General features: G+C 65.3%; 13 protein-coding genes and 1 pseudogene. 4 read left to right on the forward strand and 10 right to left on the reverse strand.

The features are described 5' to 3' along the window. Positions 1 to 200 precede the first annotated feature (200 nt). Positions 201 to 725: pseudogene (locus tag LH475_RS14580) on the forward strand (NAD(P)-dependent alcohol dehydrogenase); the annotation flags it as partial. A 109-nt stretch (positions 726 to 834) separates the two neighbouring features. Further along, the gene (locus LH475_RS10730; RefSeq protein WP_297413927.1) at positions 835 to 1,029 is read left to right on the forward strand and encodes a zinc-binding dehydrogenase; all 195 of its coding nucleotides are present in this window, start codon (positions 835 to 837) and stop codon (positions 1,027 to 1,029) included. Positions 1,030 to 1,056: 27 nt separating this feature from the next. Here LH475_RS10730 and LH475_RS10735 read toward each other — a convergent pair whose 3' ends face one another. The 8 genes from LH475_RS10735 to LH475_RS10770 all read right to left on the reverse strand — a co-directional run bounded on the left by LH475_RS10735 (position 1,057) and on the right by LH475_RS10770 (position 11,813). After that, positions 1,057 to 2,277 (reverse strand): DUF3322 and DUF2220 domain-containing protein, encoded by a 1,221-nt coding sequence (locus LH475_RS10735; RefSeq protein WP_297413929.1) that lies wholly within the window; start codon positions 2,275 to 2,277, stop codon positions 1,057 to 1,059. After that, positions 2,277 to 5,630, reverse strand: coding sequence for an SbcC/MukB-like Walker B domain-containing protein (locus LH475_RS10740; protein ID WP_297413931.1), 3,354 nt, complete (start codon positions 5,628 to 5,630; stop codon positions 2,277 to 2,279). Before LH475_RS10740 ends, LH475_RS10735 begins: the two co-directional genes overlap by 1 nt. Next, the gene (locus LH475_RS10745; protein WP_297413934.1) at positions 5,627 to 6,379 is read right to left on the reverse strand and encodes a DUF4194 domain-containing protein; all 753 of its coding nucleotides are present in this window, start codon (positions 6,377 to 6,379) and stop codon (positions 5,627 to 5,629) included. The genes LH475_RS10740 and LH475_RS10745 overlap by 4 nt, the downstream gene beginning before the upstream one ends. Next, entirely contained in the window at positions 6,376 to 7,827 is a 1,452-nt protein-coding gene (locus tag LH475_RS10750) for a DUF3375 domain-containing protein (RefSeq protein WP_297413935.1), read from the reverse strand. Before LH475_RS10750 ends, LH475_RS10745 begins: the two co-directional genes overlap by 4 nt. Before the next feature lie 218 nt (positions 7,828 to 8,045). Continuing rightward, positions 8,046 to 9,299, reverse strand: coding sequence for an NAD(P)/FAD-dependent oxidoreductase (locus LH475_RS10755; protein WP_297413938.1), 1,254 nt, complete (start codon positions 9,297 to 9,299; stop codon positions 8,046 to 8,048). A gap of 214 nt (positions 9,300 to 9,513) precedes the next feature. Next, entirely contained in the window at positions 9,514 to 9,879 is a 366-nt protein-coding gene (locus tag LH475_RS10760) for a PIN domain-containing protein (protein WP_297413940.1), read from the reverse strand. Continuing rightward, entirely contained in the window at positions 9,876 to 10,121 is a 246-nt protein-coding gene (locus tag LH475_RS10765; RefSeq protein WP_366145597.1) for an AbrB/MazE/SpoVT family DNA-binding domain-containing protein, read from the reverse strand. The genes LH475_RS10760 and LH475_RS10765 overlap by 4 nt, the downstream gene beginning before the upstream one ends. A 135-nt stretch (positions 10,122 to 10,256) precedes the next feature. Continuing rightward, positions 10,257 to 11,813, reverse strand: coding sequence for a tetratricopeptide repeat protein (locus LH475_RS10770; protein WP_297413942.1), 1,557 nt, complete (start codon positions 11,811 to 11,813; stop codon positions 10,257 to 10,259). A gap of 396 nt (positions 11,814 to 12,209) precedes the next feature. Here LH475_RS10770 and LH475_RS10775 point away from each other — a divergent pair, with 396 nt between their 5' ends. Together LH475_RS10775 and LH475_RS10780 are read left to right on the forward strand one after the other, a co-directional pair. After that, the gene (locus LH475_RS10775; protein WP_196842512.1) at positions 12,210 to 12,461 is read left to right on the forward strand and encodes a DUF4242 domain-containing protein; all 252 of its coding nucleotides are present in this window, start codon (positions 12,210 to 12,212) and stop codon (positions 12,459 to 12,461) included. 9 nt (positions 12,462 to 12,470) lie between these two features. Continuing rightward, complete coding sequence (locus tag LH475_RS10780) at positions 12,471 to 13,139, forward strand: redoxin domain-containing protein (protein WP_196842511.1); 669 nt, start codon at positions 12,471 to 12,473, stop codon at positions 13,137 to 13,139. 199 nt (positions 13,140 to 13,338) lie between these two features. Here the strand turns inward: LH475_RS10780 and LH475_RS10785 are convergent, their stop codons facing one another. Both LH475_RS10785 and LH475_RS10790 read right to left on the reverse strand, forming a co-directional pair. Continuing rightward, positions 13,339 to 14,286: an HD domain-containing protein gene (locus LH475_RS10785; protein ID WP_297413944.1), complete on the reverse strand. Its 948-nt coding sequence runs from the start codon at positions 14,284 to 14,286 to the stop codon at positions 13,339 to 13,341. Between the two features lie 9 nt (positions 14,287 to 14,295). Next, positions 14,296 to 14,520: hypothetical protein (locus LH475_RS10790; RefSeq protein ID WP_297413946.1), on the reverse strand; the 225-nt coding region annotated here is incomplete at its 5' end.

Below are 14,520 nucleotides of genomic sequence, written 5' to 3' on the forward strand. Positions count from 1 at the left end.
ATCTCATGGATGATCTGCTACTGTGTCTCACACACTATAGTGTTACTCGGGAAGGGGCAATGGTGAAAGCGATCATCCAACGTCAGTACGGTGGACCGGAAACCTACGAACTGGCCGATATACCGAGGCCCGTACCGGGTGCCGGCGACGTGCTTATCCGGGTGCGTGGAGCGTCACTGAACGCCGCTGACATGCTACTGATGCGCGGCGAGCCCTATTTGCTGCGCCTCGCCTTCGGCTTGCGCAAGCCGCGGGTTCTGATCCGCGGTAGGGATGCCGCGGGCGTGGTCGAAGCGGTGGGATCTGCCGTGCACGGTTTCACGGTCGGCGACGAGGTGTTCGCGGAGGTGAGCGCGGGGAGTTTCGCGGAGTACACCGTCGCGCCGGAGCGCCTGGTCTCCCGCAAGCCCACCACGGTCTCCTTCGAGGCCGCCGCGACGGTGCCCGTCGCCGGCACCACGGCGCTTCAGGGTCTGCGGGATGCCGCACGAGTGCGGCCAGGAGACTCCGTGCTCATCAACGGGGCAGCCGGTGGCGTCGGGTCGTTCGCGGTGCAGCTCGCGCGAGTGCTCGGAGCCGAGGTCACCGCGGTCTGCAGCACCCGCAACATCGACCTCGTGCGTTCCCTCGGCGCCCATCACGTCATCGATTACGCGACGCAGGATTTCGCCTCGAGCGACACGACCTATGACGCGGTATTCGATCTTGTCGGCAACCGCACCATTGACGAGTGCCGAAGAGCTCTCAAGCGGCGCGGAACCCTCGTGCTCTCCTCCGGAGCAGGCGGCAGTACTCGGGCCCATCGGTCGCATCATCGGGGCCTCAGTGCGGTCGATGTTCGTCGAGCAGCCCCTCCGCCCGCTGGTGGCAAAAGCGAGCGCCGCAGATCTCGACGTGTTGCGGGAGCACATCGAGGCCGGCCGAATCGCCCCCACGATCGAGCGCACCTACCCGCTCGCCGAGACCGCGGCCGCGGTGAGTCACCTCATCGAGCACCACGCGCGGGGCAAGGTCGCCATCTCGGTGTGACATCGCGCCGCCACCGCGTGCAAGCTTTCAGGTCACGGGCAACGCATTCGCGAAGTCGACTGACTTTCGACCACGGCCTTCTCCGGCAGCGCTGACCAGCTTCGGCAGCGCGTACCCCCAGGCGATCCGCTCCTGCTCAAGCCGCACGTTCCCTTCTGAACGGATGCGCGCCAAGGCCTGCTGTTCATCCACCGTAAGCATTGGATGGGTTCCGGCGGCCGTCTTGGGCTCTGGCACCCACAAGTCGCGGTACGCCAGCAAGGTTTCCTCGTCCATGAGGACGCTCGTGACGTTGGTGCAGCCCGAGCGCAGTGCGTGCAGGATGGCAAAGCCGTCCGAGTCGAGGTCGCCCCAGTAAATGACACGGCCCCCGTGAATCCACGGAATTCCACCCAGGCGCGGCACCGCATAGCCGCCACCGTGCACGACGACGGCGCCCGGCAGGGCGGGCATCGCGAACATTGTTTCCAGGTTCTCAAAGACGAACACCACGCTCGGAACAATATCGAGCACGGCCAGCTCCTCCACCGGCGCGATCACGTCGCACAATCCCCCAGGCCGCAACGCCGGGTCGAGAAAGCGCACCCGCACCAGGTTGGGCGCCTCGAGCAGCCCGAGCGAGAGCCGCCCACTGACCGCGGAGTGCAGGCCCTCCACGACGGATCGATGTCCTTCGAGCCATTTGGTATCGATGCCGCGAATCGGCAGCTGGCGAATGCGCCAGCCGGATGCCGGGTGTTCTACCAGCCAGGCAACGGCCTGGAGCAGGGTAGTGAAATCGGACTCTGCCAGCTGCTGCAGGGCTCGACCGTGCGTGCGAATCGCAGCGGCGAGGGCGTCTGTGGATGCCGGGTGATCGGCGAACGCACCGCGAACCCGCGCCGCGCGATCACGCAGCACCCGCCATTCGCGGACGGGCGCGGTGCCGGCGAATGCCGCGATCGCATCCGCTCCCCTCAGCAGGCACCGTTCGGGCACGGTTTGAGCACCGACGCGCGACCACTGCCGCCCGCCCCAGGTCACCTCAAGCGTGGCGTCGGCGGCGTCCGCGGATTGCCAGGCCTGCACCCACGCGATGGCGGCCGCCTGGTCGATGAGTGCCTCCCGCTCGGTGGGTGGGTGCAGCACGATCTCGAGGCGTGCATCGTCACCGCCCGTGGCTGCCCAGGTGCGCTGGTCGGCGAGAACGCGTTTCAGCGCCCGCGCCCGAGCGTCGGCGACGCTCACCCGGCCGATCCGCACCGCCATCAGGAGCTCTCGTCGCGGTAGACCACTGCGGCCGTGCGCGAATCTCGCCGGGTGGCATTGGTAATCGATGTGATGCCGCCGACGTAGGGTTCGATGGTCTGCAGGAGCTTCTCGGGCGTGGCCAGGATCATGTGGAAGCCGAATTCCACAAACACGTTCATCGCCATGCGGGTATACCGGCTGTCGGCTTTGTCGAAGGCCTCGTCGAGGATGATCGTGGCATAGGACGGCAATTCGTCTTCGTCGGCCGCCAGTTGGTAGCGGAGAGCAGCTGCCAGGCAGAAGATGACGAGTTTCTGGCGTTGGCCGCCGGAGAGCCCGGCGCTGGAGTCATGCACGTTCATGACTCGACCGGCCAGGTCGACCTCGCTCGCCATGAACGTGACGTGCTGGCGGGTGTCGAGGCAGCGGCGGCTCCACGCCAGGTCGGCGTTGTCGTCCGAGGCGAGCCGCTGCATGAGTCGGTTCAGCACGGCGAAGCGCTGTTCAGCGGCGGCGAGAGTGTCGTCGCCCCAGGCTCCGTCGACGACGGTTTTGAGGTCGGCCATGAACTGCAGCACTTCAGGAGCTCGCCGGGTCTTGACCTCGATACGTAGGTGGCGCTCCACGTCGAAACGCGAACGCCCCAGCGAGGCGTTGACGGGGTCGATGCGATCCGCGACCAGTTTCGGGGCGTCACGAATATCTGACGCCAGATGCCCGATGAGGTCGCGTGACTTGTCGCGCAACAGTTTGAGAAAGTTGCCCTCGTGCTCGGGGAGTCCGCGCTCGACGATGCCCGCCAGCAGCGCGCGATAGCCAGCGCGGTCGTCGATGGAGGACGTCAAGTCGCCGGATGCCGCGGGCCACTTGGTCTTGAACACGCTGGCACCAGCGACGAACTCGGACTCCGCATGCCGCAGCAGCGACAAGGCAGTGTTCGACTCCCGATGAAGGGCTTCGCTGACCTTACGTCCGATTTCGCCGATGTTGCGACGGTCGATCTTGCGCAGCACGGAACGATACCGCGTCTCGAGCTCGGCAGTGTCGACCTCGCTGAGCAGCGCATCCTCCGTGCGCGCTTCGATCTCGTTGATGAGCGCGTTCACCTCGACCAGCAGCGCCGCACCCTGGCTGAGTTCCAGCGCTTGTGCCCGGGCCTTGGTCTCGGCGACCTCAGCGCGTTCGCGTGCCTGGGTCTCGGCATCAAGCGCATCTTGCAGTTCGACGTTGTCCGTTGTCAGCGCCTGCAACTGGCGGCGCCGCACCCGCACGAGCTCATCGGCCGCGGCGCGGTCAAGCTCGGTCCAGTTCTGGCCGAGAACGCGCTCGAACACGGTGCGCCGCTTCATCAAGGCATCACGCTCGGACTGCGCCCGCGTGAGACGGCCGCCCGCGTCCTCATGACGGCGTTCCGCGTCTCGCCGACGCTCCAGCAACAGCTCGATCTTGGCATCATTGTCGGCGCCGAGGATCCACTGGGAGCGGTCGTCGATGCGGTGGCGGTCGTTCTTCTCGTAGCGGCGGGCAGACTTCTTGACCTGACCGCCGATCGTCACCCCGCGGTCCACATGATCGAGTTCATCGGGGTGAGAGACGCAGGCGAAGTCGAACTCGGCAGCCGTGCGGGCGAGCAGCCAGTCGTGGAACGGCCCGTCGCTGACTCGGATGCGATGCAATAGCGACGTCGTGGTTCGCGCTGCCCGCGGAGCGTCCGCGATGACAGGAACCGCTTCGAAGACGAGCCGGGCGCCGAGGTTGCGGGCCTCGACGCGTCGACGTACCTCATGCAGGTAGTCGTCCCGTACGAGGAGCGCATTGGCAAGGGGAAAGAGAACGCGTTCGATCGCGCCGCTCCACTCGGCGAACTGCGGCAGCACCTCGATCAGTTCACCGGCGAAGGGAAGTGCCGCCTCGGTTACCCCGAGTTCCTCGGCCAGGCGCTTGCGTGCGAGCAGAAGCGCGGCCGGCAGGTTGCTCCTGCGGTTGCGTAGCTCCTTCAGCTCTCCATCGATCGCCAGAAGCTCACGACCGGCAGTGGAGTACAGTTCGTTGTCTCTGTGCTCATGTGCGGCAGCCGGAGGAGACTCCTCCAATACTCGCCGCGACGACTCCTGGAACTCGGCGAACTCCTCGCCGTTCTGCGGTGCCGGGTCAACGCCGACACCCTTCAGTTCCCCCGCGAACCGGGCCCATTGCAGTTCCGTGCCGTCGGCGGCCGTCAGTGCGTCGTTGACCCGTTCCTGCGCCTGCGCAGCGTCATTGCCGCCGAGCTGCAGCGACCGCAACTCGGCGGCGCGCAGCATTTTCGAGGCGTCGTCGCGCGCGGCATCCGCTCGGCGGGACTCCTCGGCGGCGCGCGCCTGCTGCGCTCCCAAAGCTCCGCGCTCATCCTCGGCCAGTCGCAGCGTCAGCTGGGCCTGGAACGGGTCGATGAGCGCGCTGAGCCGTTCGGCCTCCGCGGCCGCCGTCGCCGCCGACTCGTAGGACGCGATTGACTTCTCCAGATTGGTGAGGTGATCGGCTTGTTTGCGCAGCTCTACCACGTGCTGGTGCGCCTGGTTGAGTTCACCGAATTGTTCCACGGCGTTCCTGGCCCGGGCGAAGGTGGCCGGTTCGTCGAGCATGAAGTCGCGGAAGAGCTGGTCTAGGCTGCCGAGATTCTTCGCCGACTGGGTTTTGTGCAGCAGGTGCAGGGCGTTCTGGCTGCCGATGCCGAGCAGTCGCCGCAGCCGCGAGTAGAACGGGGCATGGGCTCCGGTAGACGTGACGAGGGCGTCGGGCCAGGCGCTCTTGATGCGCCGGATCTCGATGCCGGATGCCACGTGCTCGCGAAAGTCGAGCAGGCTCACGTCGACTCGGTCGATGAAACAGGCATCCTTGAGGTCGGCCTTGTCAACGCTCGCCCCGCGCAGATGGAACAGGCGCGCCAAGGTGACCGGGGCATCCCGTTCGTTCTCGAAACGCAGCAGAATGCCGCTCCACGCGGCGGTTTTGCGGAGGTACGTGCTCACCGCCCGGTCGAGGGTCTCGTCGGCTTCTTTGCTCCACGCCCCGCGAACATAGCTCACCAGGGTTCGGTCGTCGTTTCGGCTTGTCGAGTCCTGCGCGGCGGCGTTGAAGCGCAGCCATTTGTCGGGTGTGAGCACCGTGCCGATGGCGTCGAGCAGTGAGGATTTACCCGAGCCCGATGCCCCGGTGAACAGGTGCCCCTTGCGGGCAACATCGATGCGATGGTGCCCGTCGAAAGTACCCCAATTGAGCAGTTCCACCCGGGCCAGCCGCCACTGACCAGCATGGATGGGGCCGCTGGTGGCCGGCTGGTTTTCGGCATCGAGGGAATCATCGAGGCCGGTCATCTCGAGCATCGTCATGAGGTGATCTCCTCCGTTTGGTCAGGTGTCGCATCATCCGGGTCGTCGATGCCACCGAAATTCGAGTCGGCGAAGGAGTCGGCCCCGGCATCGAGATTCAATGAATCCACCGATCCGCCCTCGGCAATCCGTCGGTATTCGCCGCTGATTGCCGCGATCTGTTCGGCGTCAACGATCAAACGAAGCACGGGCGAAATCTCGGCCCGGTCCTCGGCACCGGCCTGGTGAATCACCCGAAGCGTGTTCTTCATCTTCTGCCAGGTTGAGTGCAGCCGTTTGTTGAAGTCGCTCTCATCGCGGTCGGCGGTGCGATACACGCGCAGCTGCTCGAAAACATCCTCCTGCCCCACAATCACCCTGCCGTCGCCCTCACCGGAAAGCAGCATCTGGCGCAGCACAAGCAGCATCGCCGTGTCGAGGAACGTGAGCGCCGCGGTGCGGACTGTGCTCGGTACTTTCAGTTCGGTGGTGTTCACGTTGCGCACGAAGGCGAATTCACCGACCCGGTCGATGACTAGCTCGAGAAAGAGTTCGTGCAGGCGCGAACGAATGCTCACGTCGTCGGCGAGGAGCGCCGACCACAGCGCGGGGGCTTTGGCGCCCGATATGTAGGGTCCCTTGATCAGCTCGAGCAGCACCCGCCGCGATTGCTCCCCCATCACGCCGGTGTCTCCTGACCACAGCGCTGTGGAGGAGGCGCCGTCCGGTTCGGTGCCGGTGCTGGTGTCGATGCCGAAGTCGTTGTTCAAAGCAGTCTCCCCGTGAAGCGGTAGATCGGAATGTCGGCGGCACGCGCCGTCTCGTCGGCGCCCCGCCAGCGCACCGTCTCGACACCATCCAGGGTGGCGCCCTGGTTAGCGGCCAGGGTGAGTAGCCCCACAACGCTTGCCACGCCCTGGCTGGCCGGATGCCGCTCGAGCACCTCCCGTACGGTGCACTGCTCCACCTCGGCGAGCACCGCGTTGACGTTTCCGGTGAGCTCGCCGAAGTCGATCTCGGTGGCGCGGGCTAGGACGCGCAGTGCCTCAAGGTCGGCGGTTCCAGCCACGTGCTCGATGATCGGCGCACTGGCGTCGAGGTCAGCAGGGTCATGCGGGCGAATGGCGCCCACGCTGCCAAGTGCCACCGCCGAGAGCTCGAGGTGCCGGGTGGTGGGCTGGTACGGCTTCGTGTGCACAGATGCCTCGACGCCAGCGGCCAGCGCCGTGCGCAGCAGCCCGCGGAGCACTCGGTCGCGCTGGTAGTCCTGAGATTGCACGTAGCGACGAAGTCCTCGGGCGAAGGCGGTGATGACCTCGTGGATCTCACCGCTGTGGTCTTTGAGAGTGCCGATGAAGCGGCGCAGGTAGCGGCGCTGCGCCGCGGTGAGCTCTCCCGCGAAATCACGGGCGAGCACGCGGTCAATGTCGTCGTCAAATGCGGCGCCCACAGCGGGGTCGAGAACGAGAGCGGAGAAGCCAGCGAAGCTGCGGCCCTCGTCCGAGTCGCCGATCAGATCGACGCCGCGAAACACCTCGTCGAGCACGGTGCGCTGCGTTTCTTCGGATTCCACGATCCGTGCACGCAGATCACGGTTGAGAGTCTCGAACTCGGCACGCACCCGGGCGAAATCCGAGGGGATCTCCTCGGCCTGGGCGAGAATGTCCCGCACCCGCTCGAGCGCCCGGGCTCGGTCGAGGGTATCGAGGTCCCCGGATCGGATGCGCTCGATCTGTGCATCGAGGCGGTCGCGTTGCGCGTGGAGCTGTTCGAGCCTTCGGGAGGCATCCGGGTCCGTTTCGATCGCCAGCTGGCCCAGCTGCACGCCGATGCTCGCCAGACGGGATTCGGTCACCGTCTGGCGTGGTGCGGCAAGCTGCTCCAGAAATCGGATGGCACCCAGCGCGCCGGGTGCGAGCTCGAACGTCTCACCGCGCGCTTCCTCCGCGGGCCGACGGGTGAGAAAGCCTGCCTTGCGCCATTCGGCGCAGTATCCCTGGGCACTCTGCGGCAGCTCGAATCCATGTGCACGCAGGGCCTCAAGGTCGTGGTCTAGACGCTCGTAGAGCTCGTCGGTAGGGAGACGCCGACTTTCCCCGCTCAGATGTTCACTGAGCAAAGCCGCGATCACGGGCGCGTTGTCGGCTCGCAGGAGCCGCCAGGTGGCGTCTGTTTCGAGAAGGTGTTTGAGAGCATGGGTCTGACTCAGAGCGGACACGCGTCAGGCCTCCTTGGGGTCAGTGCGGTATGGATACGGGAAGGATGCCTCCCGAATTCATCATGCCGTATGCCGCAGACAAGGGTGGGTGCATGCCGAGGCAAACATTAGTCTGCTGCTGCCGCAATAATCATTTGCCGGGCGTGACGGCACATCGACCCCGGTCACCTACTGGTTCATACGATTGGAACTCTCCCCGACCCCGCGGACGTGACACGTCAGAATCGCAGATCATCGGCTCTTGTGGGCGTCTGGTGCGCGGGTCGGGATCCGCTCAACGCTAGATAAGTGTGCACGGAATCCGCGACGACAGCAGCGTCCCGAGGGAAGCCGATGAAATTGCCGGAGGTGCGGCGGATTAGCCAGCGCAGACCCACAAACCAGATCCCGGGAGCTGGCGAGGCGGCCCCTCGGCGCAGCGCTATCCCCTCGGAATCAATCAGGTCTGGTCCGAGCCACCGGAAGTCGCCCGTGTAGCCGGTGCCCCAGATGACACTACCGATGTCAGCGTGCCCGAGAGAAAGTTGCCGGGGCGCATTTAGGACGACGGTTTGGCTCCCTGTGTCGGGCTCTGGACCCGGGGCAGTGACGTCGTGATCCGTGATGTATGCATCCAGTGCACGGCGTAGGTCTGCCACGAACTTGTCCCCGTAGGCAACATTGGCTGCCAGGCTGTCGTCAAACGTGAGCGTCTCGTCTCTCACCGCCACCAAACGACCAGCAAGGTTCGCTCCGGCCCTCGCCAGCAATTGCAAGCTGATGTCTCGCCCTCCCGGTCCCAGTAACGGTGGTACCGCTCGGATTACCGAGGGGTCGGGCAGGTCCTCCGGCCGGTGTTCAAAGAACCCGGCCTCGTCCAACCACTGATATATGCCTTTCCCGCGGTAGCGAGCCGGTGCGCGCCCGACCGGGCTGGTCGCCAGCCACACCCGGCGGCCCGCCGCCAGCAAGTCTTCGGTGATCTGCATCCCGGACTGAGCGCTCCCGACGACCAACACGGCCCCCTCAGGCAGCTCTCCCGAATTTGTGTAGCTCGCCGCATGACACTGCACGATCCGCTCGGGCAATCGGGCCGCCCAGGACGGCGTTCGGGGAACATTCTCGCCGCCACTTGCGACCACGACGGTGCGAGCTTCGATCGGCCCGTCGCTCGTGCCCACGATCCAGTGCTCACCCACCCGCGTCAGACCATGAACGGTGACCGCGGTTCGAAGCGGCGTCTTCGACGCCAGCGCTTCGAGTCGCTCAACGACCTCGCCCGCGGTCAGGTATGAATTCGGCTCCTGCTCCCCCAACATGGTGTTCATGAATCCGAGGTGGTTCAGATGCAGCGAATCCCACCGCTGGGTGCGCCACGTCTCACCCACCCTGGCGCGCTCCACAACGAGGTGGTCGATGCCGCGTTCCGACAGCGCGACGCTCGCAGCGAGCCCGGCGGGTCCTGCCCCGACCACAACACATTCGGTGACCATGTTGCACCTGAACTTTTCTGAATCTTGAGTTCCCCACGGTGATGCTATAGCTCGGCAGGATGCTTGTGAAGGCCCAAATCTGCTCTCTCGACCACCTCTCCGGCCGCTCCGGCCGCGCCGCACGCCACGAACGCCCCGGACGCCGGGCGACTAGTTCCCGCCGTGCACCGTAAACCGCTACTCGTCAACATGTGCGGCGGGCCACCCGATAGCACTATCGAATCAACGCCACTCCCGGCCTGCCGCGCCAACCGGAGTCCGCCGTGCAAGCGGTTGCGCCCAGCCGTACGGCGAGCGCGAGACACAGGCGGTCTCCCAGCGAGAGCCCCTCGCCCGCGCGCCACATCGATGCTGCCGCTTCGGCGTCAGCCATCGTCACCGGTTCGACCGTGAGTTCATGGCTCAACAGCAGGGCCCGCGCAAGGTCCCAATCCGCGCCAGCACAGCGCACCTTCTGCGCGACCTCCGCCCAGTTCGCGGCCCCACACACCCCACCCGCGTCGAGCAGCTCTCGCACGACGTCGACGCCCGTTTCGCCGCGCAGATACGCCAGCAGAGCAGATGCGTCGAAAACGTTCACGCGTTGTCCTCGCGGACCGAAGATGCGCGGCGCTCCTCCAGGAGAGCCGCGACGACATCCGTGCCCGCAAGCTGCTCTCGAACGAGCCGCTCGAGTTCGGCCCGCGTGGTCAGGATGACGCCGCGCTTCGTCTCAATGGCGATCAACGTCGTTCCCTCTGCCCAGTTGCGTCGCTCTCGCATAGCAGCCGGTAAGACAACTCGGCCTCGATCACCCACACGCATTGACTCTGTCCCACTCATGAGGTGAATGTACCACTGGTGGCACGGGAGTGGGAAGGTGTTTGGTACCGGCTGCCCACCCCAAAATTTTCGCTAGGCGATCCACAACAGCCCGATCACCAATGTCACCGACATCGGCCTACATCGAAAACAGGTTCAGGTGTTACAGCGTTCAGGACTTGGCTGGCTGCACGGTTCGTCACCGGTCGCCGATCGGCTCAGTAGATCGGCCAGGGCCGGATTGTCAATGTCGGGGCCGAGCAACCGGGCGGCCCGGCCCGCGCTGTCGTCTCCGAGCGCCTCAGCATGCAGCAGCGAACGCACCACAAATTCCCTCATGCCGGTTCGGGAGGCGAGGGCACCGAGCGATCCCACCCAGGCCGCGGTGTTGGGGTGGCCGTAGCGGCGTCCGAGATCGCATTGGGCGTCAAGAATGTACGCCTCCAACCAGACATACGGGTCGGTGAGTCGATTACTGCGGATTCGGGCATCCGCGAGAATCTCAAATGCGCGCTCCGACTCTCCCTCAGCTTCGGCGACTAGCGCACGCCCTCGAGCCGACATTCCTTCCCAACAGGGATCGCCCAGTTGGCACGCCCGCGCAAAGGCCTGATCAAGCGAATGAGAGGCTTCGGCCAGCAGAGAGCGCCCCAGATCGACCTCGCCGCTCAGGCTCTGGGGCCAGGGCGCAAACGCGAGCCAATGACTCTGTTCACACAGCTCTTGGGAAAGATTTAGGCACCGCTCCGCCACAGAGAAATCAGTGCGGAGAAGGTGAATCCGGCCGAGCATCGATAGGGCATAGGCCTCCATCCGCGTTTCGCCCGCTGCACGGGCAGCGTCCACTGCCGTGGTGAGGTGTTCCAGCGCCTGGGGATAGTTTCCGCGATCGCTCGCTGTCGCCCCGAGGTACATTTCCGCTTTCGCCACGATCGCCAACGAACCGTTACCGAGCCTGCGAGCATCCGTTAGCCGCAGCTCGGCTCGGTCATACCGTGCACGGAGAAAATCGACGTAACCGATCTCGGCGCGAGCTTCGGCCGCCAACTCCGGTTCGGCAATCGCCATCGCCACCTCATCGGCCGCATGCAACGTGGCCACACCCTCCTCGTCCTGGCCGCGCAAGGAGTGAATCAGCGCCCCAGCGAGCGCGAGCCTGGAGGTGACTCGGAGCCGGTGCGCAGACGAGACATCGGCGAGCGCCACGCCGCTGCGAAGCGACTGCACCCCGACGTCGATTGCCCCGGCGCCCACCGCCGCGAGGCCAGACTCGATGATCGCTTCGATGGAGGCAGCATCCGTTGCGCCGTCAACCTGAAGCTTGGCAACGCGCAGGGCAGCCTCGACCGCCGGGCCCGGCTCCACCCCCAGCTCGGCCAGGAGCAGTTGTCTGCACGCGGCGAATTGCCGGTCGACAGCAAGGTCGTCACCAACGAGTCGGTAGAGCCTGATGAGCAGGGCCTGGTGATTCTCGTCGAGCGCATTCATGCCGATCAATCTCACGGCGTACGAGATGGCGCGCTCGAGGTTGCCCTGCGACATCATTCCCAGCGCTGCTTCATGCACAATGGCTTCGGTTGCCGCGGAAAGATGGCGCCGCTCCGACAACAGCCAACATTCGAACGTCGCCGCGTCGCGAAACGTGGCTCCCTCCAACAGTTCCGATCCGAGCCCGGGCAGCAGCATGGCTTCGCCCCACGCCCCTTTCGTCACAGTGGTGACATCAACGGAGGCCCCTATTGGGAGTTGGAGAACGACGGGGTCACCCTCGATGCAACCGTGATCACCGAGAGCGTGCCGGATCTCACCGATGCTCCACCGCAATGCTCGGAGCGGGTCAGCGGCAGTGCCGAACAACATCGCTGCGAGGTGCCTCCGGGAGGGGGGTCGATCATTCAATAGTAGGAAGGCGAGCAGCGCCCAACTCTTCCTACTGCGGAATCGGTAGGGCTCAACTTGGTCGCAATCAATCACCGGGCGACCAAGAAGGTTGATAACAAACTTCATGCGGATCACTTCCGAAAACTGTCAAACGCTTCGTCAAACACCGATAGGGCGAAATGGTATTCAGCATCTCGAAACGTCGGGATGGACCGAGAGGAATCTACGATGCCACTGTACATGGACGTCCATAACATCGAGGGCGGCGTAACGGCCGACGCCGTCGCCGAAGCCCATGCCGCGGATCTCGCGACGCAAGACGCCCACGGCGTGCACTATCTCAAGTACTGGGTTGATGAGCAGGCGGGAAAGATCTTCTGCCTGGTCGACGCACCCGACGCCGAAGCGGCCAATACGGTTCACCGGGAGGCCCACGGCCTCGTGGCCGATGAGGTCTATCCCGTGAGTGAACACGGCTAGCCGCTTCCCATGCGTGAGGCAAGCGGCCTGCAGGATGCCAACCGGGCGGCGGAGTCGAACTGGCTTGACCGGTGGACCGAAGGTCCCACGGACGCAGCGCCGGCGTTGCTGCTCCCTGGCACGCCGGCGCCGGACCTGACGTTGCCCGACGAGACGGGGACCCCGCGCCGGCTGGCCGACTTCTGGGCCGACGGGCCGGCTCTGGTCATGTTCTGGCGGCACTTCGGCTGTACGTGCGGCGTGGCCCGCTCCGCACGGCTGATCGCTGAAGTCCATTCTTACCGGGAGGCCAACCTCACTCCGGTCATCATCGCGCAGGGGGAACCTGAACGGACGGCGGAGTACAAGGCCGCCCGCGGCATCCCGTGTGCCATCTTGTGCGATCCCGACCTGGATGCCTACCGCGCTTTCGGCGTCGGGCACTGGGCGGTGGAGCAGGTGCTGTTCGACGCTCCGCCGGAGTACTGGGCCCATCCCCGGGAGCTCGGTATTGAGTTCCAAGACGGTAGGCGCCGTGAGGGACGACCGCCAGTCGACGATCCATGGCGGGCAGCCGCCGAGTTCGTCGTCGGCACAAGCGGGCGCATCCGGCTGGCCTATGCCTACCAGTACTGCGAGGATTACCCGGATGCGCGGGTGCTCACGACCGCCGCCAGGCTCGACCGAGGGACCGAGTAGCTAGTAGAGCTGACGCTGTTTCAGCCGGGTTCACATATGGGGCCTCTTCTGCGTTCATGCCATCTCTACGTTGGAGGTCGAGGTCGTCAGAACGACCTCAATATCACTCTTGCTGCTCGACGATGAGCACGTCCGAATGCCGCCTCGCCAGCTCGCTCGCAATCCACCATGCTGAGTGACCTGCAGCCGCTGCGACAGCTCAGGCTTGCTGCGCCAGGACGTCCGATAGCGTCGTTCCGAGCAGCCGCGCCGACTCCTCATACCTGGCCGTCAGCCGCTCGCGCGCTTCATCCGACAGCCCCTCCTGCCGCTTCGGGTCGGCGTTGTGCGAGATATCGGCCTGCTTCACGATCAGCGCCAGCGGGTTTGCGAGCACGCGCGCCATCGACTCAGCCAGCGGTTCCTGTGGGCGCTTCGTGATGGCATCCACTGCCTGCACGATGTGCGGCGCGAAACCGCGATCCACGAGGTCGTCGAGCGTCACCGTGGTGTCCTCCACCACGTCGTGCAGCATGGCCACGATCTTCTCGTCGTCGCCATTCACCCGTTTCATCACCGCGAGCGGGTGGTGGATATAGGCGACCCCGAGCTTGTCGACCTGCCCGGCATGGGCCGAGCGGGCCAGGCTGATGGCCGCGTGTAGCGACGAGGGCTCGGCACCGGCGATCAGGTAGTCGGTGACGGATGCCCAGCTCGGGAACGCGGCATCCGCCCCGAACTGCAGCCACTCCCCTTCGAAGCCGGCAGCGCCGTTGGCCGCCCGGTCGTCGACCAGGAAGTCACCGCGGTTGAGGTTCTTGTGGTGCGAGAGGATCAACCGCTTGTAGGCCGCGGACTCAGTGGTGAGCGCCAGATGCTTCCGCACCCAGAGCACCTTGTCTTTCCAGGCCGAGTCGTTGTGCCACGGCGCGGTCGACAGAATGTAGGTGTCGAAGTGCGCGTCGAGCTCGCCGTAGGCTTCCAGCGCACCGGGGAGTGGGTCCATCAGCGCGAAGATCCCCGGTGCGTCGTCGTAGTGGCCGTCGTACGTGGCGCGGTCCTCCGCGGAGAGCCGGTCGATACCGCTCTGGAAATCCACGAGCGTGTTGTCGAGGTCGATGTAAAGGATCTTCTTCGGTTCGGCCAGGGTCGGTTCAGTGAAAGTCATGGATGCTCCTCAGGGCAGGTACGGGCCGAGAACCCGGGCCGTGGTGATGGTCAGATTGCCGTTGATCTGTTCGTAGAGCGGCATCAGCGGCATGGCGCCCATGACCGTGTGGGCGACCCCGGCGATGTCGAAGATCGCGATCGGCTTGAGGTCGCGCAGCACCGCCCAGAACGGTTGGAAGAAGTAGACCTCGCGACCCGTTTCGAGTTGTTTGTCCGCGGCATCCTCGTACGC

It is taken from the genome of Cryobacterium sp. (assembly GCF_026786305.1).
In the GTDB taxonomy this organism is placed as follows: domain Bacteria; phylum Actinomycetota; class Actinomycetes; order Actinomycetales; family Microbacteriaceae; genus Cryobacterium.

Bases quoted from the DNA above. Each gene is read 5' to 3' on its own strand.
- LH475_RS10730 (WP_297413927.1), top strand. From the start codon at position 835: ATGTTCGTCGAGCAGCCCCTCCGCCCGCTGGTGGCAAAAGCGAGCGCC.
- LH475_RS10735 (WP_297413929.1), bottom strand. From the start codon at position 2,277: ATGGCGGTGCGGATCGGCCGGGTGAGCGTCGCCGACGCTCGGGCGCGG.
- LH475_RS10740 (WP_297413931.1), bottom strand. From the start codon at position 5,630: ATGACGATGCTCGAGATGACCGGCCTCGATGATTCCCTCGATGCCGAA.
- LH475_RS10755 (WP_297413938.1), bottom strand. From the start codon at position 9,299: ATGGTCACCGAATGTGTTGTGGTCGGGGCAGGACCCGCCGGGCTCGCT.
- LH475_RS10765 (WP_366145597.1), bottom strand. From the start codon at position 10,121: ATGAGTGGGACAGAGTCAATGCGTGTGGGTGATCGAGGCCGAGTTGTC.
- LH475_RS10775 (WP_196842512.1), top strand. From the start codon at position 12,210: ATGCCACTGTACATGGACGTCCATAACATCGAGGGCGGCGTAACGGCC.
- LH475_RS10780 (WP_196842511.1), top strand. From the start codon at position 12,471: ATGCGTGAGGCAAGCGGCCTGCAGGATGCCAACCGGGCGGCGGAGTCG.
- LH475_RS10785 (WP_297413944.1), bottom strand. From the start codon at position 14,286: ATGACTTTCACTGAACCGACCCTGGCCGAACCGAAGAAGATCCTTTAC.